The following is a 24,100-nucleotide window of genomic DNA, read 5'->3' as shown; positions in this document are numbered from 1 at the left end:
TAACTCAGCCACGCCCTCCGCCCCCGGAAGGCGCGCCCAGCCCGGTGGGACTCCACGTCTTCGGCGCCTCGCAGCTACTCAACCAATTCGTCCCTTGCATCCCAAGTGTTACATGCGGCCGGGTCCATGCGGTCGAACCCGTGATTCGCCCATAGCTCACCGTTGTCAGGAGTCCCGTGTGTGCGGCGATCCGCGGCATCGGAGTCACCTCGCGCCCGCGCGTCGGAAATAAGCTCTTCGCGCGATTCGTCGTCAATGGGAAGACTGTCCTCCAGGGTGCCGAGGAACGCGCCGCCGAAGCAGTTGGCCTGCAGCTCGTTGCGCCGCGTCCAGCTCTCCCCCCGGGCGGAGTCTCCCTCCCTGGCCCGAAGCGCGCGGTAGCCGCTGATGATCCCGGCCTCGCTCTGCACGTGGTGGGCGTACTCGTGGCTCAAGAGCATCGCGTAGGACTCCCAGTCCTCCGAGTCGTGTGAGCTCTGCACGATGTCCTCGACGCCGAGGTACAGGCCCTGGTTCATCTCGCAGTAGAACGCGGCGCGGTCCGCCGACGGGAATCGCCCGCAGGGGCTCTGCCCGTTCACCGTCCAGAAGTGGCGAACGGGCGGGTGGAAGGAACTGTCACCGTCCTCGAACTGGTCCTCCCAGGTCTCATCCATGCAGTCGGTGAGACCGTGTAGGAAGGCCGCCATCGACTCGGGGTCATCGGTGTCCAGATCCGGCCGGTCGCAGTCGCCCGGCTCCATCTGTCCGCTGCCGTAGAGCGGGTTCGCCTCCACGAGGTCAGCGGCCGCCTCCCGGTCGATGTCGTCCACGGGAGTGGGACTCGAGGTGTCTGAGGAGGCCACGGACACACGCTGGATGTCCGCGCCGTCGTCCCCCATGAACGTCGCGACCACGGCGAATCCCGCGATACCCGCGGCGGCGAGCCCGGTCGTCACGACGGAGAGGAGCCCGACGCCGAACGCTGGGCGCGGCGCGCTGGCACGCAGAGCCTGGGCCTCTCGTTCGGCCATCTCGCGCAGCGCACCGTTCGCCATGGAGCCGGAACTCCTTCCTCCGCACGGCTGCGTACAAATCACTCAAAGGCCACACCGATTATGCCGCCCAACCGGGCACCCTGCCGAGTTGACCTTGAGGAGGCCAATCCCACGTCGTGGATCCGGCCAGGTCACACCGGTTCGGGTTCCACCAAGCGCGGACCGGAGCCGCGGGTGGCCGACGGGATAAGCTCAGGGCAATGCGAGGCTGGTGTGGATCGAGGCGTTGGGTTGCCCCCGTGGCGACCTCGCTCGTGCTGTTCGGGCTCACGCTCGGGGTCCTCGCGCCCGGCGCGGCCGCCTCCGCTCCGCCGGGGCAGTCACCGGAGCCCGACGTCACCAACACCATCAACCTCTACCTGCGCAGCGACGGCACCGTGCAGGCCCGCGAGGACATCCTGTTCACGGAGTCCGTGCCGGACACGTTCCAACGCGACTTCGTCACCGGTGAACACTACGACAGTGACCACGACCGGGTGTACGAGATCTCGAAGCTGCAGGCCGTGGACTCCGAGGGGGACCGGCTGGACTTCGAGCTGACCGAACAGGACCAGCTCGCCACCGCGACCATCGACCTCGACCAGGCGAAGGACGTGTCGGACGAGACGGAGCCCGTGTCGGTCACCCTCACCTACGAGGTCACCGGAACCACCACCGACATGGGCGACACCACCGAGTTCTCCTGGTACGCGGTGGGCGGGTACACCATGCCGGTCGCGGAGACGCTCGTGACCGTCGACGCCGAGGTGCAACCCCTCGCCGTGTCCTGCGCCGCCGGCGACCCGCGCAGCTCGATCTACTGCACGTCCTCCGACATGGGCGGCACCGACGCGTCGATGGCGCGGTTCACGCAGGCCAACCTCTCGCCCGGGGAGACGCTGCGCGTCGCCGTCAACTACCCACCGGGATCCGCGGCGGAGCAGCTCGAGCTGAAGCGCAACTTCTCGTTCGCCTCCGCCTTCCAGGTCACCCCGTTCAGCTTCGGTGTCTTCGCCGTGATCACCGCCACCCTCATCGGGGGCCTGGTCGCGCTCATCTGGGCCCGGGGCCGGGACGAACGCGCGCTGCGGCGGGAGCTGGCCAAGGGTACGTCCACGTTTCCGGGGCTGTCGAGCGGCTCCGGCCGATTCCGGCCACCCGAGGACGTCCATCCGGGCCAGATCGGCACCCTGATCGACGAGCAGGCCGACATCGTCGACATCACCGCCACCGTGATCGACCTCGCGGTCCGCGGCTACCTGGACATCACCGAGGAGGCGCACGGCCGGTTCGCCGCGGCCGACTGGACACTCCGCCGCTACCCGCCGCCCGCCGACGCCGACCCCCTCCGCAGGTACGAGCAGATCCTGCTGGACGCCCTCTTCGACGACCGGACGCACGTGCGGCTGTCGGAGCTCGGCGACGACCTCGCGACGGTGCTGCCGGAGATCCGCCAGGAGATGTACAAGGACATGGTGCGGCTGCGCTGGTTCGCGCGGCGCCCCAACGTCGTTCGCAACCGGTGGACCACGACGGGAGTCGCCGTCACCGTCGGGGGCGTCCTCGTCACCGCGCTCCTGGCCGCGTTGACCAACCAGGCCTTCATCGGACTCGCCCTGATCATCACGGGTTCGGCGGTCACGGTGGGGGCCCAGTACATGCCGGCGAAGACGGCGCGCGGCAGCACCGTACTCGCCCACACCCTGGCGTTCCGTTCCGCGCTGGGTCAGGCCGACGCGCACACCCAGTCGGTTCCGACGGACGACCGGGTCGACCTGTTCTCCCGCTACCTTCCCTACGCGATCATCTTCGGTCAGGTGGAGAAGTGGGCGGGGATCCTCGCCGCCGCGGGAGAGGAGCTCGACTACAACGACCTCCCCTGGTACCACGCGCCGGCGGAGTGGCGACTGGAGGACTTCACCGACTCCATCATGACGTTGACCCGCACCATGTCCGGGGTCATCTCCAACACCCGCCCCTCCGTCCGCACGACTGCGGGCGTTCGCTAGGGCGCCGCGGAAGAACAGGAGGCGGAATGCGTGCGGTGGTGCAACGTGTGAGTCGCGCCGCGGTCTCGGTCGACGGCGAGGTCGTCGGCTCGGTGCGTGATCCAGGGTTGATGGTGCTCCTCGGCGTCACCCACACCGACACCGAGGCCGAGGCGAAGCGCATGGCGAAGAAGCTGTGGACGCTGCGCGTTCTCGAGGGCGAGCGTTCCTGTTCCGATGTCGACGGCGGGCTCCTCGTCGTCAGCCAGTTCACGCTCTACGGCGACGCGCGCAAGGGGCGCCGGCCGACCTGGCAGGCGGCGGCCCCCGGCGAGGTCGCGCAGACGCGGGTCGACGCCGTGGTCAAGGAACTTCGTGAGCTCGGGGCGCACGTGGAGACCGGGGAGTTCGGCGCGCAGATGTCGGTCGAGCTCGTCAACGAGGGCCCGTTCACCGTCATCGTGGAGGTCTGACCCACCCCGGGGCACCCTCCATCAGGTTTTCTCCGCCCCGTCAGTACTTTCCCTCCCCCACCATGTGGGTGTGCACCCGCACCCGCTGAGGCGGGGCTGACGCACCCACGTCAATACACGAGTGCCTGGGTTCCGTCCCGCGTGATCTCCTCGACGAAGGAGGGGACGCCGCGCACCACGATGTCGGGGATGAGGTCGTTCTCCGACAGGCCCCGCCGCGCCGCGCACTGGGTGCCCACCGTGATGCTTCCGGCGGCCAGGATCCCGCCGATGAGGTCGGCGAGCGGCGGCGCGTAGGTGAGGTCGAAGGTCTCGGCACGTCCCGGAACCGCGAACCAGGCGGCGTCACCCGTGAGCCACAGCGACACCTCCACCCCACTGGCCGCGGCGGACGCCGCGACAGTGAACGCCTGGTTGACCCGCTCCGGCGACTCCGCCCCCGCGGTGACCTCGATCACCAGCCTGTGCAGCATAGGTCAACCCTAGATGGTGAGGCCGGCGGGAACGGGGACCTCGACGCTCCCGATAGTCTCTGCACCATGGGGGATGAATCGCGCACGGGCCTGGACCGACTGTCCTTCCTCGTTGGTCGTTGGGAGGGCGTGGGAGTCACGGACTTCCCGGACGGTGAGGAACAGCAGTTCGGGCAGGAGGTCGAGTTCATCCGGCGTACGGATTCCTACCTGGAGTACCGGGCCACGGCGTGGCGGCTCAACGCCGACGGCACGCCGGCGACGACCCTGACCTCGGAGTCGGGATACTGGCGGGCCCGCCCCGACGCGGAACGCGCGGCGGAGGAGAACGACGGCGAGCCGGCTCCACACGTGGAGGCCCTCTTCGTACACCCTGAGGGCTTCACCGAGCTCTACTACGGGACGGTGTTCGCCAACCGGATCGAGCTGGTGACCGACGCGGTGCTGCGCAGCGACACGGCCGGAGAGGTGGCCGGTGGCCACCGTCTGTACGGCCTGATCGGCGCGGACCGCGCCGCGCTCGGCTACGCGTGGGACCTGCACGGCGGCGAGGGCAAACGACAGATGTCCGCCCAGCTCAAACGCGCCTGACGCCTCGGCGCCGACGCGGAGCCGACGGTTCACGCGCGCTGGACATGGCGGAGCCCCCGGACGTACTCCGCCGATGTCGGCGGGGTCGGCTGGACTGACCGACCGTCCGGGGGCTCCGGGTGTCCACAGTGGATTCGCTGACGCGATCCATAACGACGTACGGGTCGCGCCCCTAGCGGGCGGACACCTCGCAAGTCCAATGCTTCATCACTCTTGGACCACCTCCTTTCTTGCGTGGACATGACGTTATGCGGTCGCTTCCAGGCAAGCAAGCGCTTTTTTCGTCGTCTCCCCCACGGGGGAGGGCGTCCACCCGTCACGGGGGTGGGTTTGCTGTCGCACCGCCGATCGCCGAGGGTGGGCCCTTCCGGCCTGCGTCGGCTTCCGCGGGCGCCGTCCCAGGACACCCGCAAGCCACATGCCGGATCCCGGCTGAGCGCGGAGAGACCAGGCCACGCGGAGAAGCATCGGTAGACTGCGGCCATGGCACAGACCTGGGCTGAGGAGCTGCGATCCCGTGGCTTCCGGGTGACGCCGCAACGACGCCTCATCCTGGACGCGGTGCGTGATCTGGATCATGCGACGCCGGACGCGATCCGCGAGCACACCGGACAGGGGATCGACCTCTCGACCATCTACCGCACGCTCGACGCGTTGGAACGCTCTGGACTGGTCACCCACACCCACCTCGGACAGGGGACGGCGTATCACCTCGCCGAGCACGCCGACCATCTGCACCTGGTGTGTCGCGGCTGCGGGGCCGTGTCCGACATCCCCCTCAGCGTCGCCTCCTCGATGGTGGCCGAGCTGAGGGACAGCCACGCGTTCGACGCCGACGCCCGACACCTCACCGTTTTCGGCCGGTGCCGGGAATGCAGCACCGACCAGTAGGGTTCTTCGGAATATGACTTCCCCGTTCCTCAACCGTCCCGGAGCGGTCGCCGCCGGCGCCCCCGACGAAGGTGTCGCCGCGCACTACTCCGACCCCGTGACCGAACAACGCGCCATGGAGCGTTCCGCCGCCTGGGTGGACCGGAGCAACCGTGACGTGGTGCGCGTCTCCGGACCGGACCGGCTGTCGTGGTTGCACACCCTGACCAGCCAACACCTGGAGAAGCTGGAACCGGGGACGGCCACCGAGGCGCTGCGGCTGGACGCCAACGGGCGGGTGCACGACCACCTTTACCTGGTGGACGACGGTTCGGCGGTGTGGGCACACGTGGAGCCCGGCGCCGGCGCCTCCGTGGTGGAGTTCCTCGACAAGATGCGGTTCCTCTACCAGGTGGAGGTCGAGGACCTCTCCCCCGACTTCGCGGTGATCTCCGTGGTGGGCCCCGAGCGCGACGCGGTCGTGAAAGCCGCCGGACTCGACTCCGCCATCGCTCTGCGCGGACCGGCGGCGATCGACCTGCTCCTCCCCCGCACCGACCTCGTCGCCAGTGCTGAGCGGCTCGGCGAGGCGGGAGCGGCCACCGCCGGTATGTGGGCCTACGAGGCCTGGCGGATCGCGTCGCACCACCCACGCCACGGCCTGGACACCGACGACCGCACGATCGCGCACGAGACCGGCTGGTCGGAGACGGCCGTACACCTTAACAAGGGCTGCTACCCGGGCCAGGAGACCATCGCCAAGATCCACAACGTGGGGCGGCCACCACGCCGTCTGGTGCTGCTGCACCTGGACGGCAGCGCCGAGCGCCTGCCGGAGCGCGGATCACCGGTCATGCTCGGGGACAAGACCGTCGGCTTCGTCGGGACGTCCGCGCGTCACCACGAGTTGGGCCCCATCGCCCTGGGCCTGGTCAAGCGGAACGTGGACGTCGACGCCGAGTTCGTCGTGGACGACATCGCCGCCGCCCAGGAAGTGATCGTCAGCCCGGACACCGGCGCCAACGCCGAGATCAACTTCAAACGGGCCCGGCTGTAGTCGGCTCCTGCCCCTCGTCCGGTGCCAGGCCGACGCGCCGCGCCAGCCACGGGATAAGGGCCAGACCCACGTACGCCACCGCGAGGTAGCGCAGGAAGCCACCCAGCGCGCTGTCCTTGACGACGTCGGGGAGCAGCGCGCTGGAGCCCAGAATCAGGGCCGCGATCACCACGAGTCCACCGGTCGCGAGTGCCACGCGACGCCAGAACCCCCGTGGCACCCGGTGCGTCACCACCATCGGCGCGGTGAGGAAGCCCGCCATGGCGCCGAGGAGCAGGTCGGAGTCGTTCGTCCCCAGGACCAGGTGGAGCGCGAACGGGACCAGCAGGCCCAGGGTGAACAGAAGCGGTCGCGGCCACATCCGCAGTCGGGGAACGACGTAGCGATCGGTCGCCAGGGCGAGCAGGATGACGAGCACGGCGATGCCCAGGCCGCCCCAGATGTCGACCGGCCAGTGCACGCCCAGGTAGAGCCGGCTGAACGAGATCAGCGCCACGAGGGCGATCGAGACACCCCAGAACCAGCCCCGATGAACACGAACGGCCAGGTATCCCCAGAACGTGGCGCTCATCTGGGCGTGCCCGCTCGGGAAGCTGGCGCCGCCGGCGGTGTCGAGGGCGAGGTCACCGCGCACGACCCCCGGATTCACCTCGAACGGGCGCGCGGTGTGCGCGATCTCCTTGAGGTGCGCGTTCAGAAACGCGCTCAGTAAGAGATAGACACCGGCCTGACGCCCCAGTCGCGCGTTGACGGCAAGGTAGATCACCGCGAGCAGCGCGATGTAGGCCTCGGCGTTTCCCAGGAATGTGATCGCGAGAAACACCGCGTCCAGCGTGGGCGAGGCTATCTGCTGGATTGTCGTAACTGTGTGCACGGGCTCTCCGGGCGGAATGGATGTCGAGGACCAGTGTGCCTGATGCACATTTCCGACATTTCACCTATCACCAGGGGTTTTCGGGGGCACGCCGACGAATATCCACAGCGACTACTAAGAGCTATATAAAACTACCGTTAGTGATCGACTGGAGTTATTTGGCGAGCGAGGTAGACAATGGCGCGAAGAGGCATATTAGGTGCGGGCATACCTGGGTGGTGTTCCTGGGCGGTCGGAGCGGTGGCTGCCGCGACGACACTCGGCACCGTGATGACGGCCGGTGTTCTCACCGCGGGACCGGCTCTGGCACAACCGGAGACCGAGGCCCAGTACGTCCCGGCCCCGGCCGATGACGAGTCCGTCATCTCGGTGGCCCCGGGGGCCGACCGGGCCACGATCGACGGGAACGTCAACGGTGCGACGCCGCTGGAGGGCGCTGGCATCGGCCTCTTCGCCGCCGACGCCAGCGATCCGGTCGACCCAGACGGGGGCGTCTGCGCCGTGGACGCGGACGACTTGGACGCGGTCGGGCCCGCGCTGCGCGATCTCATGCTGGAGATGTGCGGCAACTCGCTGAATGTGGTCAACAAGGTCGTGCCCCAGGAGAACACCGGCGACGACATCTCCGGCGCGATACCTATGGGGTCCGGGTTGAACATCTCCGGTGACGCGCCCAACGGCGACGTCGGCGGGCTGCCCGACACCCAGAGCACCACCGGCGACGGGACCGGCACCGTCACCTTCCCACTGACCTTCGATGGCAGCGCCGACAGCGCCGAAGTCGCCGTCCACGAGACACAGCGGGATGGCTACACGCTGGTCACCCAGGACGGCCAGAACGCCGTGTGTCGGGACTTCCAGGGTGACCCGATCCCGGTCGAGAACGACGATTCCGATCCGGCCAACCCGGGCTTCACGATCGACATGCCCGCCGATGACGTGGTGACCTGCACGATCTACAACCGGCCTCTGCCCGACCAGGACCTCGTCGTCGACAAGCGGTGGGAGATCAACGGCGAAACCTACGAGGAGGGTGACCAGCCCGACGGCTTCGACGCCCAGCTCACCCTGACCGGGCCCGGCGACGAAGACGCCTCCGACCAGGACAGGGGCGTCGGGCGCGAGGGCTACGAAGTCGGTGAAGAGGCCACGATCGACGGATCCGTCACCGTGCCCGACCGCTGCACCGTCGACCTCACCCAGGTCACCGAGATCAACGGCGACGCGGTCACCGAGGACCTCCCCGCGGAGGTCACCGTCGAGAAGGACGGAACCCACGCCACCGTCACCAACGCGGTCACCTGTAAGAAGCCCAAGCAGGGCCTGACCGTGGACAAGACGTGGGAGATCAACGGCGAGACCTACGAGGAAGGTGACCAGCCCGACGGGTTCGACGCCCAGCTCACCCTGACCGGACCAGGCGACGAAGGCGCCTCCGACCAGGACTGGGGCGTCCCACGCGAGGGCTACAAGGTCGGCGAAGAGGCCACGATCGACGAGACCGTCGACGTGCCCGACCGCTGCACCGTCGACCTCACCCAGGTCACCGAGATCAACGGGGAGCTCGCGGCCGTCGACCTCCCGCACGACGTCACGGTCGAGAAGGGCGGCACCCACGCCACCGTCACCAACACGGTCACGTGTGCGAAGGAGGCGCGGCTGACCCTGGAGAAGAACGTGGAGAACACCCACGGTGGCGAGGCCGAGCCCGAGGACTGGACACTCGTCGCGGACGGTCCGACCCCGATCTCTGGTGTGAGTGGGTCCGAGCAGGTCACCAACGTCGAGGTCGAGGAAGGTGCCTACGTCCTCTCCGAGGCCGACGGACCTGAGGGCTACGTCGCCTCGGACTGGACCTGCCGCTGGGACGACGAGGAGGAGACGTCCGAGGGGGCGGAGATCGAGATTGGGCCCGGGGACGACGTCACCTGTTCCATCACCAACAGCGACACCGAACCGGAACCCAGCCCGACTCCGAGCCCCACGCCCGAGCCCACGCCGGGGCCCGGGGAGGAGGAGCCGGGTGGCGGACTGCCGGTCACCGGTGGTGCGCTGATCGGCTTGACGTCTGTGGGCCTGCTCCTGATGGGAGGCGGCACGGCGGCCGTGTGGTGGGCGCGTAAGCGCCGGTTCCTCCCCTGGTCAGACTGACCGTCACTAGGGGGAAACCAGCCGCGGAGGGCCTGGGCCCTCCGCGGCTCTTCGTCGTCCCGGACCTCACGGCCCGTCCGGACCACGGCGCCGAAACGACGGTCAGAGCTCGGTGGCGGTCTCCACGAGGTCCGCGAACTCGCCGAACGGGCGGTCGCTCGGCTGGTCGTCAGCGAGACGGCGCGCGTTCGTCGCCACGGTTCCCATCGCGATCTCCTCACCCCACGGTGCTCCGCGCAGCCCTTCCGCGAACGCGCCCACGAGGATCGTCTCCTGGAGGGCGTCGGGCGCCTCGTTGAAGGCCTCCGCGAGATCCTTGTGCTGCAGGGTGGTGACGTCCTGCAGGGTTTCGCCGGAGTCCGGATCGGTCCACAGCACCTCGACCTGCGCCACCTCCGCGGCGTCCGCGCTCTCCCGCACGTTGGGCATGGCCACCTCGTACAGGGCGGTGGCCGAGTGTCCGGCCCCCAGGTGTCCCCCGTCGGCGTCCTCCTCGAGGAACTCCTCGTCCTCCATCTGCCGGTTCTCGTACCCCAGAAGTCGGAAGCTCTCCACCTCGTCGGGGTCGAAGGTGACCTGGACCCGGGCGTCGGTGGCGACCGCCTCCAGCGTCCCGGTGAGGTCGTCGGCGAAGAGCCGTTCGATCTCGTGCTCGCTGTCGACGAAGGTGTAGAAGCCGCCCCCCTGATTGGCGAGCTGCTCCAACAGGGGGTCGTTGAAGACGTCCATCCCCACGCCCACGGTGAGCAGCGGAACGTCCTCCGCCATGGGCGAGACGATGTCGTCGGCGAGCACCTCGGGATCGGTCTCGCCCACGTTGGCGACGCCGTCGGAGAGGAGGATGACGCGGTTGATTCCGTCGTCGCGCTGGTTCTCCGCCGCGACCTCGTATCCGGCTCTGAGGCCGGCCTCGGTGTAGGTGGAGCCGTCCGGGCGGAGGTCGTCGATCACCGACCGGATCGCGGTCTCCTCTGAGGCCGGGGTCGTCTCCAGTTCGTGTGTGGCGTCGTCCCCGTAGGTCACGATCCCCACCTCGTCCTCGGGATCGAGGCCGTCGACCAGGGTGTGCAGCGCCGACCGCACCATCTCCATGTTGCGGCCCTCCATCGACCCGGAACGGTCGATCACGAAGGTGAGCGTGGCGGGCTGCCGGTCCTCGGGCTCCACCTCCGCGGCCTGCACTCCCACCCGCAGCACCTGACGTGTGGAGTCGTCGAGGAACGGCACGCTGGTCCCGTCGATGTGTGCCCGGAGTCCCTCGGCCGGCGCGTCGTAGTCCTGTGGGAAGTAGTTGACCATCTCCTCTGTGCGCACCGCGGCCTCGTCGGGGAGGAGCCCCTGGTCGAGATGGCTCCGAACGATGGAGTAGGAACCGGTGTCCACGTCGAGGGCGAAGGTGGACTTGTTGTCCTCCGCCGTGTCGATCTCGGGGTTGACGCCGTAGTCGGTGAAGTTGCCGTCGATGTTCGGGTCGGGCTGCGTGAGGGGAAGGGCTCCGGGCCCCTGGGGTGCCGGCGCGTCGGCCGCACCCTCCTCAGCGTTGTCTGAGGAACCGCTGCATCCCGCGATTCCGAGGAGGAGCGCTGCCGCGGCGGCCGCCGCGAGGCGGCCCCGACGCCAGGCACGCGTGTGGGAACGACGCATGACCTTCCCTCCGTGGGTAGGTACCAGTTGACGGGTGCGACGGGACGCCGACCTCCCTGGTTGCACCCGTCACCTGATCGCAACCCCTCGTGATGATCACGTGACCGTGTTGCCCGACCACTCGCGCCGTCTATCCTCGACAGGAAACACCCATACCGTACAGAGCCACGGAGCCGATGGATGACGGACGAGAAGAAGACCCCCGCTCTCCGCGTCGCAGACACAGACCGTGAGGAGATCGCCGAACTCCTCCGTAACGCCGTGGCCGAGGGACGGTTGGAACTGGCCGAGCTCGACGATCGCCTGACCGCCGCCTACTCCGCCAAGACCCGAGCAGAGCTCGACACCCTGACGGCCGACCTTCCCGCCGTCCCCGGAGTCACCGCGGAGCCGCTGCACCTGCGCACCAAGAGCGGCACGGTGAAGCGCAACGGCCCCTGGAACGTCCCTGACACCATCGACGCCGAGTGCACCTCCGGTCTGGTCAAGTTGGACTTCACCGAGGCGAACTGCCCGCACCGCGTGGTGGAGGTCGAGGCGCGGGCCAGGTCGGGGTCGGTCGTTCTCGTGGTGCCGCGTGGGTGGGGCGTGGACATGGACCAGGCGTGGGCCACCAGCGGCTCGGTGGTCAACAAGCTGCGCGCGCCGCACGACCCGACCAAGCCGCTGCTTCGGGTGAAGGGCGAGGTGCGGTCCGGCACGATCAAGGCCCGGCACCGCTACCGCAGCTTCTGGGGATGGTTGACCCGCCAGCCCAAGACCTGACGACTCGGTCGCCTGGGCGCTTTCCGGAGGTGTGCCGGTCAGTCTGTGGTGGGCGTCTCCACCTCGACCCGGCGTGGGGCCTGCTTCCGCAGACTCCGGAGCACCTCTTCCAGTGGCCGGTCCATGGTCTGGGCGTCGATCGTGATGGCCGCCTGGAACAGCGCGGTGCTTTTGCGGGCCGATGCCTTCTGCCGCGGGTCCGTGTCGAGTTCCGCGCGCCCCTCGTCGGTGAGCGTCACCCCCAGGCGGGGGCCGCGCTTACGACGCTCGTTGACGTACCGAACACCGATGGTGGTGACCTCCGTCCACGTGAAGTGAAGCACGACCGGGGAGAGCAGACCGCCCACCGCCAGCCACAGACCGCTACGGTTGGCGCCGAGCACCGGACCGTTGCGGAACACCGTCCTACGGGCCAAGAGAACGGCGGTTCCCGTGACCAGCATCGCGAAGGCGAACATGACCGCCATCATGTCGGTGAAGTCCCCGGCGCCGATGGCAAGCCGGTATCCGCTGACCAGGGCCAGTGCCGCCGCGAACACCAGAGCGGCGATGCCGGTAGGCAGCAGGAACCTGCCCTGACGGGCGTCGGGGTGAACGACGAAAGTCAGGGTGTCGGGAACCCTCGAGCCACGATCCATGCCCGCGACCCTAGCCCCCGGCGCGCGGGCGCGGCGAACGGCCCACGCTCTTCCGACGCGCCCCCCACGTCTTGTCCACGATCCGCAGCCATATCCCTTCGCGGTCGGCGCCGACCAGGGCACCCTTCGTCTCGGCTTCGCGGCGCGTGTCCCAGAAGGCGAACAGAATCGTCGCGGTCAAATAGATCAAGAACACGAGAACGGCGACCACATATGTGACGATCTGTGCGAAGGTGCCCAACGAATGGGCGACCGACTCGGCGCCGATCCAAAGCAGTCCGAAGACGAGCAAATTCGAGAGGCAGCCCAGGAATGACGGCGTCGCCTGATTGGCGCTCATTCCGAGGACGTAGGGAAGGTCTCTGGCACCCTGTCCGCGGTGTGCATGGTCGCGACGACAAATCGGTCCGGCGCGCCCGGGGAGGGAGAGCACTCTTACCTCCCACGCCGCCGCTTCGCCTGGTCCAGCGCTTCACCAGGACAAACGCGCCCACATCTGCTCTTTGGCCACATTCGGCGAGCCCACTACTCCTCCACGGGTCGCCAGGCTCCGCTCGACGGGCCGACCTCGTCAGGGCCTGCGGCGAGCCGACGGAGCTGGTCCACGACCCGATCCGCGGTGTCCGGGAGTTCCTTCTCGCGCAGGACGAAGGGCACCCGATGGAGGGACATGGAGTCGCGGACGTGGTCCCGCAGCTCGGGGTCGACCAACGACTCCAGCGCGGAGTTCGCGGGGTGGACGTAGAGGCAACGTTCGGTGCGCTCCGGCTCGTTGGGCACCTCGGTGGTGGTGACACCGATGTCCAGGACCTCGTGCCAGGCGAGCCATACCCCGGCGGAGACACGTGAATCGACGATCCGGAACCACAGTCCTTCACTGTCGGCGGCGATCATCGGTCCGTGGCGTGCGGCGTCGCGTCGGTAGGTGCGGGTGTGGGACACCGACGCGATCGCCACGACGATGATTCCCAGCGGAAGGGCCAGCGGGTAGAGCACCTCGTCGGGGACGTCGATCCGCAGCGAGTCCAAGACGTTGCGGAGAACCAGGCCGACGGTCGCGATCCACACCATCCCGATAAGGGCCCCCGGCCACCACGCGATCCGGCGCCGGGACCGCCACAGGACCAGGGGGAGGGTGTCGGGGACGCGCCCTTCACGGTGCATGGGCGAAGCGTATCCCCGTGTCCGCCTCAAGTCCCTCGACTGTCCCGCTCCGGACACCGCGCCGACGTCACGGCTGGAGCACCGTCCCGGCATCGGGTTGGACGGGGCGCAGACGCCGCACGCCGCTCCCCCGGAGCGTCAGCAGGAACGCCGCCACGATCGCCAGGTCGGTGAGGAGCAGCGGAACCGCGAGTGCGACCGGGCCGACGACCTCCGCCGACCCCTCGAACAGGCTCACCGAACCGAGCAGGACGAGGTTCCAGGCGGTGTGGGCCGCGGCTGAGGCCTCCAGACCGCCGGTCCTGTCGCAGAGGACGGCGTAGGCCACCCCGCCGACCGCGTGGGCGAGGAAGGGGAGGGCGCCGGCCGGCCCGTGGGCGAGGGAGAACAGGGCCGAGGTGACGACGGCGGGGACCGCGACCGCCACGGTGGGAGCCGCCCACCGGGCGCCCAGGATGTGGGTCAGAACCCCGCGATAGGTGAGTTCCTCCACGAACGCCGCCAGGGGCACGCCGCACACGAGGATGACCACCACCACAAGCCAGTGGGTGGACAGCGTGCCGACCGTCTGTCCTCCCAACCAGTGGGACAACACAGTGGAGGCGACAACGACGACCCCGGCGGCGGCGAATCCCCGCCAGTACAGCCACCAACGGAACCGTCCCGTGACCGAACAGACCTCACCGAGTCGCATACGCAGCACCCAACGGGCGGTGAGCCATGTGGCGGGCAGCAGGACGACCGGCATCGCCAACAGTCCCAGCGCCACACCGGCGGGGCCGGTTAGCCACGCCTCGTCCGCCAGGAGGACCTCCCCCACACCGGTCATCACCAGCACGACGATCACCACCGCGGCGCTCACCAGCGTCAGGCCGCCGAGGGAAACCAAGGCCAGCACTGTCCGCCCGAGCGACCGGCCCAGAGCGGGCCGGCCGAGCTGGGCGAACCGTAAGGCCTTGACCGGCGTCTCCGCTGGAGGGATCCCGGTTGGGGAAGCGCTCGGTTCCCGGGGCGTCACTCGTCCTCCTCCAGGGTGAGGGCGTACTCCACGGTGGCCCGATCGCCGTGCAGCGTCTGGCGGATCCCTCTCATGTCCTCCGCGCCATCGGGCGCGGTCGACAGTACGGCGGACATCGCGAGCTGGATCGACGCGTCGCCGTCCCGGTCGGGGCGGGGAACTTCCACGAAGGACTCGACGCGGGCGGGAAGGCGGCCGTAGTGAACTCCCTCGGCGAGGGACTCCACGTACGAGCTGGTGGCGGAGTCGGGCAGGGGCCAGTGCACGGTGACGGCCAGCGCCTCGTCCGCGGTGCCGAGCACGGTCCAGAACTCTCCGACCGGCGCGACGCCCGCCGAGGTGAGGAGACCCCGCAGCCAGGTGGCCCGGGCGTCGACGCGCGCGTTGACCTCCTCGACCAACCTGTCGGAATCATCGTCAGTGGCGCCCTCAACCCGGACGTCGACGGCGGCGTAGGAGCGGGCGGGCACACGGCGGGTACGGGCGGCGATGTCCTCCCGGGTCGCGGCGGTCGCCACCTGTTCCAGCGCCTCGTCCTCCTCCAGTCGACGCCGGCGCAGCTCCTCCTGGAACTCCCGGATGACGGATTCGGCCCGCTCGGGATGCTCCAACACGACCCGGATCAAAGCCAGTGGCATCCCTCCGCGCCGCAGCACCGAGATCCGGGCGGCGTCGTCCATCTGGCGCAGGGTGTAGGAGCGGTAGCCGGTGTTGGGGTCGATCCAAGCGGGGACGAGCAGGCCCTGGTCGTGGTAGTGGCGCAGTGTTTTGGCGGAGATCCCCACCATCCGCGCGAACGCACCGATCGTGAACATGCGACGACTATGCGGCCTCCCACGGTGGGAAGGTCAAGCCGGTGGTCGGCGCCTCAGTCCCGCGCGGCGGCGGAGATCGCGTCGGCGAGGTCGATCGGTCGGGACCACATGGGCCAGTGTCCGGTGGGGAGGTCGACGAAGGTGACGTGGTTGAGCTGGGCCACTGGGGCGAACATGTCCGAGCCCGCCGCGGCGAGTTGGCGCACGGTGTCGCTGGTGATGGAGCAGCAGATCATCGTGGCTGGGGTGTCGTTCCGCCGGGGGTCACGCAGGGGGATCGGTTCGCGGAGCGTGCCCGCCGGGTGGGGCAGCGCCCAGTCCTGGAAGCGTTGGCGGGCGTTGTCGTCGAGGCCGTCGAGGCTCGCGCCCATCGCGTCCATCTCGTCCAGCGGGGGCAGGTCGATCTCGACCACGTCGGCCGGCAGGTCGGGGCGTGGGATGTGGCCGTCGGACACCGGTCCGCTGTCCACGTAGATCACCCGTCGCACGGAGTCCGGTGTCGTGTCGAGCGCCGCCGTCGCGACCGCGCCGCCTCCGCTGTGTGCGACCAGGACCGAGGGGAGAGTCCTCGCTGCGCAGGGTCTCCACGACCGCCTCCCGGTGGTCCGCGAAACGGACACCCGCGCGGGGGGTGGAGGCGGACTCCAGTCCCGGCAGGGATTCCGCGTGCACCGGATGCCCGAGGTCCCGCAGCCGATCCGCCACGGCGTCCCACGCCCACCCGCCCAACCAGTATCCGGGGACGAGGACCACGGGTGGGGTGCTGTTCGGGGCGGGACGCGGCGTTGTCATACCTCTACTGTCCCCCTCACGGCTGACATTCCAGAGGTGACGCGCGGGGTCAGTCGGCGTCGAGACGTTCGTGCCCGAGTCGGCGCAGGTGGGCCACGGCCGCGGCGAGTGTCGACGGGTCCGGCGTCATTCCGGCGATGATGGCGTCGACGCCCCGGAGGCCGGCCCGGTCCAGGAGAGTCTTCTCGTTGGTGGCCCACTCTCCACGGCTGGCGAGAATGGCGTGCGCGTACTGGGACGCGGCGACGGCCATCATGCCGGCGCACTGGGGCGAGGCGTCCATGGGGAGCATGGTTGTGTTCGGCGTAGAGGAGGGTGAAGTCGGCTTGGCCGGACCACACCGGCGGTGCCGCGTGGCGCAGGGCCGGCGGATAGTCGGGGTTGGGGAGAACGCCCCGGAGCACCTGGTGGATCGCCAGTTCTCCCACCACCAGATAGCTCGGGATCCCGGCCAGGTGGAACATCAACGGTTCCACCTGGAACTCGCCGGCGGTGGCCTTCGCGACCTGGTCTTCGACGACGTCCAGGTCACGGTAGTGGACGTCCACGGGGCGGTCCTCGACACGCAGCCATGCCCCACCGTTGAACACGCCACTACTCCACCCACCGACCTCGGAGACCTCCCCTTCCCAGCCCAGGTCCCGCAGGTCCTGTGGCCGGAAATCACCCCGGTAGTAGATGGCGAAGTCCCAGTCGCTGTCCGACCGATGGGTGCCCTGCGCCCGAGAGCCCCCCAGGGTGACGGCCTCCACCGTGGGAAGCCCGTGGAGCGCGTCCGCGACGGTAGTGAGGAAGTGCTGGTCGTCCATAGCGCCGGAGGCTACCGAACACCGCCGGGGTCAGCCATCGATTTCTCCACGACGCAGCGTCGAGGGTTCTCAGGTCCCTGGGGGTATGTCCACCAGTTACGGCTGTTTTCCGGTTCCGTTGCACAGCGGGCAGGGGACCTGGATGACCTTCCCGTCCTGAGATTCGGGAACGGTCTTCCTGCCGCCGCAGCCGACGCGGTTCACTTCTTTCTCATGCTTGCCCCTTGGGGGATCTCCGTTGCTCGGTTCTCCGGCTGGTCGAGCCAGAGGTGTTCACCCGCTCTGTCGACGACGAGACCGAACCGCTCCGCGGGAGGGGAGTCGAGTTCGAGCCACGCGAGGTAGGCGGCTTCCAGCGTTTCCCACAGCGCGGCGGATCCCAGCTCCGTGACGACGAAGCCTCCCCCCACCTCGCTCGGGCGACGGTTGGCGTAGGAGGCACTCGGACCGTGCCGCAGCCCGATCTCCCCCGAGGGTTCCATCCTGGCGACCCGCAGGCCCGGCGCGAGAGCGGCCAGCACCACCAGGAATCCCGGGCCGGCGGCGGCGATGCGACGGGGGTCGACGCGAGGTGTGTGGGTTCGCGCCGTGCCGGAGGGCCGCACCAAGTCCTCGCGCTGGCCACGCAGCATCATGTAGGTGGTGACGTCACCAATCCGCCCCACCGCCCGGCCGTCGGCGACCGTCAGCACCACCGTGTGTCCCCGTACGTGGTTGGGCAGCCAGGGCAACACCATCCTCCCGCCAGGTCGACTCTGCTCCACCCAGGCGTAGGGGATCTCGCGCACAGCGCAGGTGATGTGTACCCGGTCGTACGGCGCGCCGCTCGGGTGACCAGCGGACCCGTCCCCCGTGACCAGCGTCGGCGCGAGGCCGGCGTCATTCAGGTTCGCTCTCGCCTGGGCGGCCACAGCCTGGTCCACCTCGATGGACGTCACGTTCTCCGCCCCGAGCCGGGCCGACAGCAACGCCGCCGTCCAGCCCGTACCGGTCCCGATCTCCAGCACCCGATCGCCGACGTAGGGGTCCAGCAGCCGCAGGAACTCGAACACGAGGCTGGGCAGGGTGGTGGAACTCGACGGACTCCCGGCCACGGAGAGATCGCTGCGCCCGTCGTCCACCTGCGTGACGATCGCGGTGTCGCCCGCGACCGCGGCCCACCACGCGTCCGGATCGCGGTCCCGGTCCAGCAACTGGTCGGTCGCGGCCACCCGGGGAACGAACAGGTGACGCGGGGCGGCCTCCAGTGCGCGCCGCCAGGCGTCGTCGGGGGCCAGGTTCAACAGTGTCGAGTAACCAGGATGGGTCACGCGGCCCTCCCGTGGGGGATCTAGAGGATCGATACCCCACGCTCGTACGGAGACACACTCGCCCACAGGCTCTCGACGACTTTTCCCGGTGAGGCGGGCGCGGTGCGCGGGCGGCGTCAGGTCACGAGGTGAAGACCGGGATGGTGCCCAGCGAGCGGACCACGTCGGTGTACTCCGCGAGTGCGGCCCGCCCGGTGTCGCCCTCCTCCAGGAGGAAGCCGGCGCCGACGACCGCCGCGCCGGCGCGGCGGAGGAGGCGCAGGGACGCGGCGGCCGAGGAACCGGTGGAGAGCACGTCGTCGACGAACACGGCGCGGCGGCCGCGCACCGCGTCCACGCGGGCCCGGTCCAGGAGCAGGGTCTGGGCGGCGTCGGTGGTCACGGAGTCGACAGGTTCGGCCAGGGCGTCACCCAGGTGTACCTTCTGGGTCTTCTGCAGGATGACGTAGTCGTCGAGGCCGAGACCGCGTGACACCTCCAACGCGACGGGGATCCCCAGCGTCGCGGCGGAAACGACCACCTCAGGCCGCAGGTCGCGCAGGGCCTCGGCCAACTCCCCGCCCGCGGTCTCGATGAAGGACACGCCGTGGTCGATCGTCATCAGCAGGGCGATGGTGAGCTGGTCGTTGACACGAACCAGGGGAAGGTCCACTTCCAGGGAGCCGATCCGCGTGCGATGGGTTCCTGGACCGCTGGTCATGCTGGATGCCTCCCGGGTTGGCGCCGAACATGATCAGAATAGCTCCGCCCCCTACTCCGTCCCGGGACACCGGGGGGTCAGGCGACCGGTTCCTCTGTGGAGGCGTCGCGCCCCGACGCCGCGGGTGTGGGAGTGGCGCGACGGAGTCGGATCCGCAGCGCGAGGACGAGGAGGCCCACTCCGACGACGGCAAGCACCGGCTGGAGTGGGGCGAACCAGGCCAGGGCACCGGAGTAGCCCAGGGCCAACAGCACCAGCTTGTTGCAGACGGGACAGGCGATCGCGAACCAGGCGAGCAGTCCGCCGGCGAGCCCCTTGCGGTCGGCGCGCGTGGGGCAGGTCTCCCCGCCACGCGGCCCGGCGTAGGTCGCGATCAGCAGGCCGGCGAGCACCGCGGTGACCACCCACACGGGATAGGACCACCAGGTGGGGGCGATCTCCCGTGCGAACAGGCCGTTGGGAATGAGCACCGACGGTACGCCGAGGACGACGAGGGATCCGAGGGTGCCGGCGACGGCCGCCCACCACTGCCGTGTGGTCCAGGTTCGCACGTGCTCTCCCCCTCATCCGGTGCCGTGGACTGTTGTCGCGATCACAGCCCATCCCGTCATTCTTCTATGTAGCATAGAGGTTCCTCTATGGTCCATAGAACTCATGTTGGTACCGATCACCCGGGATTGGGGTCCGTCCGTGTCGTTCCTCCCACGAGCCGCCCGCGGCCGCTGGCACCGTCACCTCGCGTGGCTGGCGCTCGTCGCCCTCACCGCCTCCTGCGCGCAGGACGAGGGCGACACCCAGACCGCCCCCGACGAGGACACCACCACCGGGGTGACCGCCGAAATGCGTGAGGCCGGCGAGGGACTGGCCCGGCGCGACCCCGACGACCCCATGGCGATCGGCGACGTCGACGCCCCGGTCGTCCTCATCGCGTACTCCGACTACCAGTGCCCCTTCTGCAAGCGCTGGGTGGACGACACGCAACCCACCCTGATCGAGGAGTACGCCGACGAGGGGACGCTGCGGATCGAATGGCGGGAGTTCCCCTACCTCGGCGAGGACTCACAGGTCCTCTCCCTCGGCGCCGCGGCCGCCGCGGAACAGGACAAGTTCTGGGAGTACCACCACGCCGTCTTCGCTGACCTGGAGGAGCTCGGCGAAGCCGGCGGGGACCTCCTCGACGAGATCGAACACACCGCGGACGAAGCCGGCCTGGACGGGGAGCGGCTCCGCGAGGACATGGCGGACGACGCGCTGGCGGCCGCGGTCGACGAGGACCTCGCGGAGGGCCAACAGTTGGGGATCAGCGGAACCCCGGCCTTCCTCATCAACGGCGAACCCGTGATGGGCGCGCAGCCGCTGGAGGTCTTCACCGCCAGCGTGGACCGAGCGCTCGCCGAGGCGGACAGGTAACCCATGGACGTCGGATACGTGGCCGCGATCGCGGGGGGCCTGCTCGCGCTGTTCAGCCCCTGCGCGGCGCTGTTGTTGCCGTCCTTCTTCGCCTACGCGTTCCAGAGCTCCGCCCAACTTCTCGCCCGCACCGCCGTCTTCTACGCCGGACTGTGCGTCACGCTGGTCCCGCTGGGCGCCGGATCGGCGGCCGTGAGCACCCTGTTCTACGGGCACCGCGCCACGTTGATCCTGGTCGCCGGGTGGGTCATCATCGCGCTCGGTGTGCTGCAGCTCCTGGGGCTGGGGTTCGCGTGGGCGGTACCGGCGCGACTACAGAACCGATTCGCCGGCCGCGCCGGCGTGGCGTCGATCTTCGGCCTGGGCGCGGTCTACGGGTTCGCGGGGTTCTGCTCCGGCCCGATCCTGGGTGCGGTGCTCACCGTCGCGGCGACCGGCGGTGTCGTGCGCGGTGGTGTGCTGCTCGCCTGCTACGCGCTGGGCATGGCGCTCCCCCTCTTCCTGCTCGCCCTGGTGTGGAACCGGTTCGACCTCGGGCGGCGCCGCTGGCTGCGCGGCCGAGGCTTCACCCTGGGTCCGCTGCGGCTGCACACCAACAGCATCGTGTCGGGACTGCTGTTCATCGGGATCGGTGTCGTCTTCCTGGTGTACGACGGGACGGCCTCGTTGACGGGTCTCCCCGGATCGGCGTGGTTGGAGGAGATCGCCTACCAGGTCCAGGGCCCGCTGCTTCGGATCGGTTCGAGTGTTGACCTGCTGCTGGTCGGGCTGGTCGCCGTGGGACTGCTCGGTGCCGGCCTCTACCAGGTGCGTCGGGCACGGGCGAGACGTCACGAGGAGCGGGACGATGTTCCCTCGCCCTGAGCGTGGGTCCCCGTCCGGCACCGGACCGATTCGGGGAGTCGCGGCGGTGGTGGCGAGCCTGGCGCTGGTGTCCGCCTGTGCGTCGGGAGAGCTGGAGGATCCCGGCGACGCGGAGCCCCGCGACGACCCACCCGCCTCCCCCGCCGACGTGCCCGCCGACGCCGTCCCGCCACCGTTGGACGCCGATCCGCTGTGGACGGCACCGTTCTCCGCGGATCCCAAGCCGGTCGGTGAAGGGTTCGTCGGTCTGGCGATGCCCGACGACGAGCACTCCGACCTACGGTTCCTTGGGGTGGACGCCGACGGCACCACCCGCTGGTCCACCCCACGGAACCCGAGCTGCACCGCGTTCACCGCGACCCGGGCGGACGGTACGGCGCTCGTCGTACTTCTCGACAGCGACGCCGCACCGGAGGAGGGCCTGGCCGCCACACGGGTGACCGCGGCCGCCTACGACCCCGTTGACGGCACCAAGGTGTGGGGGCCGGTCGACGTTCCCGGAACACTCGCCGGGCCGGGGCTCGTCTTCGCCGAGACCGGCGGCAGCGTCATGAGCGACGGCGCCGGTCCGCGGGTCGCGTTGTCCGCCGTGGACGGCCGTGTCGTCGCCGACGAACGCGCGTCGGACACCACCGTGCTGCACGAACACGAGGGGGCGCTGCTCACCCACGCGGGAGGGGCCTACCGGGTCGAGGACACCGCGAGCGACGAGGAACTGTGGACGAGCGACGACCTGGCACCGCCCGACGACCTCGACCCGGACGCCGACGCGGTGCGCCTCGTGTACGGCCCACGTCCGGTGTCGGACTCCAGCGCGGCCGTGGTCTTCGGCTGGGAGGTCACCGAATCGGACACCGATGGTGAGGAGGGCGCGGACGCCTACACCGTGCACGACCTGCGAACGGGGACACGGCTCGCCACACTCGACGGGGACCACGAACCCCGCCTCCATGGCGCCCCCAACGGAACGACGACCGTGGTCAGCGGGACGCGGGACGGAACGGACGTGGTGCTGGCGGTCGCGGGCACCGACCTCGTGTGGGACACCGAGGACACCGCGTCCCTGCGACTCGACCAGGTCACGGGGGAGGCCGTGTACCTCTCCGACGGAGCCACCCGGCACGTCCTCGACCTGGCCACGGGGGAGGAGCTCGGCTCCGGGGACTGGGCGGCGCCCACGGCCGCCGCACCGGACGGGACCGCCTTGGTCCGCGTCGACTCCGACGGCGAGGGCGACCGATTCGTGGCCGTCCCCACACGGCTCGACGACGATACGGCGGACGCCGCGGAGGGAGATGTCTAAGCTGGGACAAAACGGACCCGCGGAGTGGGGAATGTCTGAGACGGCACGGAGAACCGGACTGGGGCCACTGGAGGCCGCCGTACTCGACGTGCTCTGGGACGCCACGGCGCCGATGAGCGTGCGCCAGGTCGTGGACACGCTCGACGACCGGGAGCCGGCCTACACCACCATCGCCACTGTGCTGGAGAACCTGCGCCGCAAGGAACGCGTGGAGCGAGAGCGGGTCGGGCGCCTGTGGTATTACCGCGCCATGTCCAACCGCGCCGCACACGCCGCCCAGGTCATGCACGGCGCCCTGTCCGCCAGCGACGACGCGCACGACACCTTGCTCCGCTTCGTCGACGAGATGGCGCCGGAGGATGTCGACGTCCTGCGCGGACTCCTGGCCGACGTCCCTCGGGACGAGGCCCGATGACCACCATCGCCGCCACCCTGCTCCTCGCCGTAGCGCTCAGCGTGCTGGGCCACCACGTCGTGGCGGGCGCGGGGCGTCGGCTCGGGCCACGGGGCGCTCTCACCCTGTGGACGCTGTCGACGGCGGGCTGGCTGCTCGGCTGGTTGGCGGTGGCCGTGGCGATCGTCGCCACCACGGCGGGGCCCAGCCTGAAGGGCATCGCCAACGCCTGCCTCAACCTGATCCAGGGCCTGCACCGCACCGGAACCGAGGGGTGGGCGGCACTCACCCTGATCTGCGCGGTACTCCTGACCCTCCGACTGGGCTGGGTGGCGGTGCGGCGGATCCTACGGGAGACCCGGTGGCGACGCGGCCACCTGCGCCACCTACTCGCCCAGGGACGGCGCACCACGCTGCGCGGACACCCGGTGTGGCTCCTCGACTCCACGGACCGGGACGCCTACTGCCTGCCCGGCACCGCGTTCGGGATCACGGTGAGTCGGGGCACTCTGTCCGCCCTGGGCGCGCGCGAGGTCGACGCGGTACTCGCACACGAGAACGCGCACCTGCGTGGCTTCCACCACCTCCTGGTGGGATGGGTTCGACTGCTCGCCGCCGCCTTCCCGTGGGTCCCGCTGCTGCGGGCCGCGGAACAGCACGTTCCCGTCCTCGTCGAGTGGTGCGCCGACGACGCCGCCGCTCGCGAGGTGGGAGTCGAACCGCTGGTGCACGCGCTGGGTGCCCTCGCGACCCGCGAACCCCCCGAACGCCACACGCTGGCCGCCTCCGGCGCCTGCACGGTCCAGCGGGTCCGCCGCCTCCTCTCCCCACCGCCCCGCCCCCGACCACGGCGACGTCTGATCACCGGCGTGGCGGTCATCGCCGTCATCGCGGCCCCGATGGTGTCCGTCGCCCTGGGAACGGCGAGCATGATGTCGGCGACCTGCCTGTGCATGGTCTGACCCGGCTTCCCGCTCGCAT

General features: G+C 69.7%; 25 protein-coding genes and 1 pseudogene. 12 read left to right on the top strand and 14 right to left on the bottom strand.

What is annotated here, in order from left to right:
- Positions 1-74 precede the first annotated feature (74 nt).
- The gene (locus J4H86_RS18225; protein WP_236539021.1) at positions 75-1,037 is read right to left on the bottom strand and encodes a neutral zinc metallopeptidase; all 963 of its coding nucleotides are present in this window, start codon (positions 1,035-1,037) and stop codon (positions 75-77) included.
- Positions 1,038-1,276: 239 nt separating this feature from the next.
- On the opposite strand from J4H86_RS18225, the gene J4H86_RS18220 reads away from it, so the two are divergent.
- Positions 1,277-3,025: a DUF2207 domain-containing protein gene (locus J4H86_RS18220; RefSeq protein WP_236539020.1), complete on the top strand. Its 1,749-nt coding sequence runs from the start codon at positions 1,277-1,279 to the stop codon at positions 3,023-3,025.
- A 26-nt stretch (positions 3,026-3,051) separates the two neighbouring features.
- Entirely contained in the window at positions 3,052-3,477 is a 426-nt protein-coding gene (dtd, locus tag J4H86_RS18215) for a D-aminoacyl-tRNA deacylase (protein WP_236539019.1), read from the top strand.
- Positions 3,478-3,587: 110 nt separating this feature from the next.
- Here the strand turns inward: dtd and J4H86_RS18210 are convergent, their stop codons facing one another.
- Entirely contained in the window at positions 3,588-3,950 is a 363-nt protein-coding gene (locus J4H86_RS18210; RefSeq protein ID WP_236539018.1) for a DsrE family protein, read from the bottom strand.
- Positions 3,951-4,016: 66 nt separating this feature from the next.
- Between J4H86_RS18210 and J4H86_RS18205 the strand changes: the two genes are divergently transcribed.
- From J4H86_RS18205 to ygfZ, 3 genes are all read left to right on the top strand, one after another.
- Positions 4,017-4,541: a nitrobindin family protein gene (locus J4H86_RS18205; protein ID WP_236539017.1), complete on the top strand. Its 525-nt coding sequence runs from the start codon at positions 4,017-4,019 to the stop codon at positions 4,539-4,541.
- 483 nt (positions 4,542-5,024) lie between these two features.
- Positions 5,025-5,432 carry a Fur family transcriptional regulator gene (locus J4H86_RS18200; RefSeq protein WP_236539016.1) on the top strand — a complete coding sequence of 136 codons (408 nt, stop codon included), beginning with the start codon at positions 5,025-5,027 and terminating at the stop codon, positions 5,430-5,432.
- Positions 5,433-5,445: 13 nt separating this feature from the next.
- Positions 5,446-6,468 carry a CAF17-like 4Fe-4S cluster assembly/insertion protein YgfZ gene (gene ygfZ / locus J4H86_RS18195; protein WP_236539015.1) on the top strand — a complete coding sequence of 341 codons (1,023 nt, stop codon included), beginning with the start codon at positions 5,446-5,448 and terminating at the stop codon, positions 6,466-6,468.
- Here the strand turns inward: ygfZ and J4H86_RS18190 are convergent.
- Positions 6,449-7,342: a phosphatase PAP2 family protein gene (locus J4H86_RS18190; RefSeq protein WP_236539014.1), complete on the bottom strand. Its 894-nt coding sequence runs from the start codon at positions 7,340-7,342 to the stop codon at positions 6,449-6,451. The two genes, ygfZ and J4H86_RS18190, sit on opposite strands and share 20 nt — an antisense overlap.
- A gap of 240 nt (positions 7,343-7,582) precedes the next feature.
- Here J4H86_RS18190 and J4H86_RS18185 point away from each other — a divergent pair, with 240 nt between their 5' ends.
- On the top strand, positions 7,583-9,493 hold the full coding sequence (locus tag J4H86_RS18185; RefSeq protein WP_236539013.1) for a hypothetical protein: 1,911 nt from the start codon (positions 7,583-7,585) through the stop codon (positions 9,491-9,493).
- A 102-nt stretch (positions 9,494-9,595) separates the two neighbouring features.
- On the opposite strand, the gene J4H86_RS18180 is transcribed toward J4H86_RS18185, so the two are convergent.
- The gene (locus J4H86_RS18180; protein ID WP_236539012.1) at positions 9,596-11,137 is read right to left on the bottom strand and encodes a vWA domain-containing protein; all 1,542 of its coding nucleotides are present in this window, start codon (positions 11,135-11,137) and stop codon (positions 9,596-9,598) included.
- A 180-nt stretch (positions 11,138-11,317) separates the two neighbouring features.
- On the opposite strand from J4H86_RS18180, the gene J4H86_RS18175 reads away from it, so the two are divergent.
- The gene (locus J4H86_RS18175; protein ID WP_236539011.1) at positions 11,318-11,902 is read left to right on the top strand and encodes a DUF1707 SHOCT-like domain-containing protein; all 585 of its coding nucleotides are present in this window, start codon (positions 11,318-11,320) and stop codon (positions 11,900-11,902) included.
- A gap of 38 nt (positions 11,903-11,940) precedes the next feature.
- Here J4H86_RS18175 and J4H86_RS18170 read toward each other — a convergent pair whose 3' ends face one another.
- From J4H86_RS18170 to J4H86_RS18125, 10 genes and pseudogenes are all read right to left on the bottom strand, one after another.
- Positions 11,941-12,540 carry a hypothetical protein gene (locus tag J4H86_RS18170; RefSeq protein WP_236539010.1) on the bottom strand — a complete coding sequence of 200 codons (600 nt, stop codon included), beginning with the start codon at positions 12,538-12,540 and terminating at the stop codon, positions 11,941-11,943.
- 10 nt (positions 12,541-12,550) lie between these two features.
- Positions 12,551-12,880 (bottom strand): hypothetical protein, encoded by a 330-nt coding sequence (locus J4H86_RS18165; protein WP_236539009.1) that lies wholly within the window; start codon positions 12,878-12,880, stop codon positions 12,551-12,553.
- Between the two features lie 185 nt (positions 12,881-13,065).
- Positions 13,066-13,704: a hypothetical protein gene (locus J4H86_RS18160; protein WP_236539008.1), complete on the bottom strand. Its 639-nt coding sequence runs from the start codon at positions 13,702-13,704 to the stop codon at positions 13,066-13,068.
- Positions 13,705-13,771: 67 nt separating this feature from the next.
- Positions 13,772-14,722 (bottom strand): CPBP family intramembrane glutamic endopeptidase, encoded by a 951-nt coding sequence (locus tag J4H86_RS18155; RefSeq protein ID WP_236539007.1) that lies wholly within the window; start codon positions 14,720-14,722, stop codon positions 13,772-13,774.
- Positions 14,719-15,537 carry a MerR family transcriptional regulator gene (locus J4H86_RS18150; RefSeq protein WP_236539006.1) on the bottom strand — a complete coding sequence of 273 codons (819 nt, stop codon included), beginning with the start codon at positions 15,535-15,537 and terminating at the stop codon, positions 14,719-14,721. Before J4H86_RS18150 ends, J4H86_RS18155 begins: the two co-directional genes overlap by 4 nt.
- 53 nt (positions 15,538-15,590) lie before the next feature.
- Positions 15,591-16,157, bottom strand: a complete 567-nt coding sequence (locus J4H86_RS18145; protein ID WP_330932432.1) for an alpha/beta fold hydrolase — start codon at positions 16,155-16,157, stop codon at positions 15,591-15,593.
- Between the two features lie 221 nt (positions 16,158-16,378).
- A pseudogene (locus J4H86_RS18140) lies at positions 16,379-17,138 on the bottom strand (nucleotidyltransferase domain-containing protein).
- A 200-nt stretch (positions 17,139-17,338) separates the two neighbouring features.
- On the bottom strand, positions 17,339-18,448 hold the full coding sequence (locus tag J4H86_RS18135) for a methyltransferase domain-containing protein (RefSeq protein ID WP_236539005.1): 1,110 nt from the start codon (positions 18,446-18,448) through the stop codon (positions 17,339-17,341).
- Positions 18,449-18,569: 121 nt separating this feature from the next.
- On the bottom strand, positions 18,570-19,148 hold the full coding sequence (locus J4H86_RS18130) for a phosphoribosyltransferase family protein (RefSeq protein ID WP_236539003.1): 579 nt from the start codon (positions 19,146-19,148) through the stop codon (positions 18,570-18,572).
- A gap of 77 nt (positions 19,149-19,225) precedes the next feature.
- On the bottom strand, positions 19,226-19,699 hold the full coding sequence (locus J4H86_RS18125) for a hypothetical protein (protein WP_236539002.1): 474 nt from the start codon (positions 19,697-19,699) through the stop codon (positions 19,226-19,228).
- 139 nt (positions 19,700-19,838) lie between these two features.
- Here J4H86_RS18125 and J4H86_RS18120 point away from each other — a divergent pair, with 139 nt between their 5' ends.
- From J4H86_RS18120 to J4H86_RS18100, 5 genes are read left to right on the top strand one after another with little or no spacing between them, the layout of a single operon-like run.
- Positions 19,839-20,558: a DsbA family protein gene (locus J4H86_RS18120; RefSeq protein ID WP_236539000.1), complete on the top strand. Its 720-nt coding sequence runs from the start codon at positions 19,839-19,841 to the stop codon at positions 20,556-20,558.
- A gap of 3 nt (positions 20,559-20,561) precedes the next feature.
- Complete coding sequence (locus tag J4H86_RS18115; RefSeq protein ID WP_236538999.1) at positions 20,562-21,422, top strand: cytochrome c biogenesis CcdA family protein; 861 nt, start codon at positions 20,562-20,564, stop codon at positions 21,420-21,422.
- Positions 21,406-22,725, top strand: a complete 1,320-nt coding sequence (locus J4H86_RS18110; protein WP_236538998.1) for a hypothetical protein — start codon at positions 21,406-21,408, stop codon at positions 22,723-22,725. The genes J4H86_RS18115 and J4H86_RS18110 overlap by 17 nt, the downstream gene beginning before the upstream one ends.
- Before the next feature lie 31 nt (positions 22,726-22,756).
- Positions 22,757-23,140, top strand: a complete 384-nt coding sequence (locus J4H86_RS18105) for a BlaI/MecI/CopY family transcriptional regulator (RefSeq protein ID WP_236538997.1) — start codon at positions 22,757-22,759, stop codon at positions 23,138-23,140.
- On the top strand, positions 23,137-24,081 hold the full coding sequence (locus J4H86_RS18100) for a M56 family metallopeptidase (RefSeq protein WP_236538996.1): 945 nt from the start codon (positions 23,137-23,139) through the stop codon (positions 24,079-24,081). The genes J4H86_RS18105 and J4H86_RS18100 overlap by 4 nt, the downstream gene beginning before the upstream one ends.
- The last annotated feature ends 19 nt before the right edge of the window (positions 24,082-24,100 follow it).

This window comes from Spiractinospora alimapuensis (assembly GCF_018437505.1).
Classification (GTDB): domain Bacteria; phylum Actinomycetota; class Actinomycetes; order Streptosporangiales; family Streptosporangiaceae; genus Spiractinospora; species Spiractinospora alimapuensis.
This window is presented reverse-complemented; position numbering and strand designations above follow the sequence as displayed.

Bases quoted from the DNA above. Each gene is read 5' to 3' on its own strand.
- J4H86_RS18225 (WP_236539021.1), bottom strand. From the start codon at position 1,037: ATGGCGAACGGTGCGCTGCGCGAGATGGCCGAACGAGAGGCCCAGGCT.
- dtd (WP_236539019.1), top strand. From the start codon at position 3,052: ATGCGTGCGGTGGTGCAACGTGTGAGTCGCGCCGCGGTCTCGGTCGAC.
- J4H86_RS18210 (WP_236539018.1), bottom strand. From the start codon at position 3,950: ATGCTGCACAGGCTGGTGATCGAGGTCACCGCGGGGGCGGAGTCGCCG.
- J4H86_RS18205 (WP_236539017.1), top strand. From the start codon at position 4,017: ATGGGGGATGAATCGCGCACGGGCCTGGACCGACTGTCCTTCCTCGTT.
- J4H86_RS18200 (WP_236539016.1), top strand. From the start codon at position 5,025: ATGGCACAGACCTGGGCTGAGGAGCTGCGATCCCGTGGCTTCCGGGTG.
- ygfZ (WP_236539015.1), top strand. From the start codon at position 5,446: ATGACTTCCCCGTTCCTCAACCGTCCCGGAGCGGTCGCCGCCGGCGCC.
- J4H86_RS18180 (WP_236539012.1), bottom strand. From the start codon at position 11,137: ATGCGTCGTTCCCACACGCGTGCCTGGCGTCGGGGCCGCCTCGCGGCG.
- J4H86_RS18175 (WP_236539011.1), top strand. From the start codon at position 11,318: ATGACGGACGAGAAGAAGACCCCCGCTCTCCGCGTCGCAGACACAGAC.
- J4H86_RS18170 (WP_236539010.1), bottom strand. From the start codon at position 12,540: ATGGATCGTGGCTCGAGGGTTCCCGACACCCTGACTTTCGTCGTTCAC.
- J4H86_RS18165 (WP_236539009.1), bottom strand. From the start codon at position 12,880: ATGAGCGCCAATCAGGCGACGCCGTCATTCCTGGGCTGCCTCTCGAAT.
- J4H86_RS18160 (WP_236539008.1), bottom strand. From the start codon at position 13,704: ATGCACCGTGAAGGGCGCGTCCCCGACACCCTCCCCCTGGTCCTGTGG.
- J4H86_RS18150 (WP_236539006.1), bottom strand. From the start codon at position 15,537: ATGTTCACGATCGGTGCGTTCGCGCGGATGGTGGGGATCTCCGCCAAA.
- J4H86_RS18130 (WP_236539003.1), bottom strand. From the start codon at position 19,148: ATGACCAGCGGTCCAGGAACCCATCGCACGCGGATCGGCTCCCTGGAA.
- J4H86_RS18115 (WP_236538999.1), top strand. From the start codon at position 20,562: ATGGACGTCGGATACGTGGCCGCGATCGCGGGGGGCCTGCTCGCGCTG.
- J4H86_RS18110 (WP_236538998.1), top strand. From the start codon at position 21,406: ATGTTCCCTCGCCCTGAGCGTGGGTCCCCGTCCGGCACCGGACCGATT.
- J4H86_RS18105 (WP_236538997.1), top strand. From the start codon at position 22,757: ATGTCTGAGACGGCACGGAGAACCGGACTGGGGCCACTGGAGGCCGCC.
- J4H86_RS18100 (WP_236538996.1), top strand. From the start codon at position 23,137: ATGACCACCATCGCCGCCACCCTGCTCCTCGCCGTAGCGCTCAGCGTG.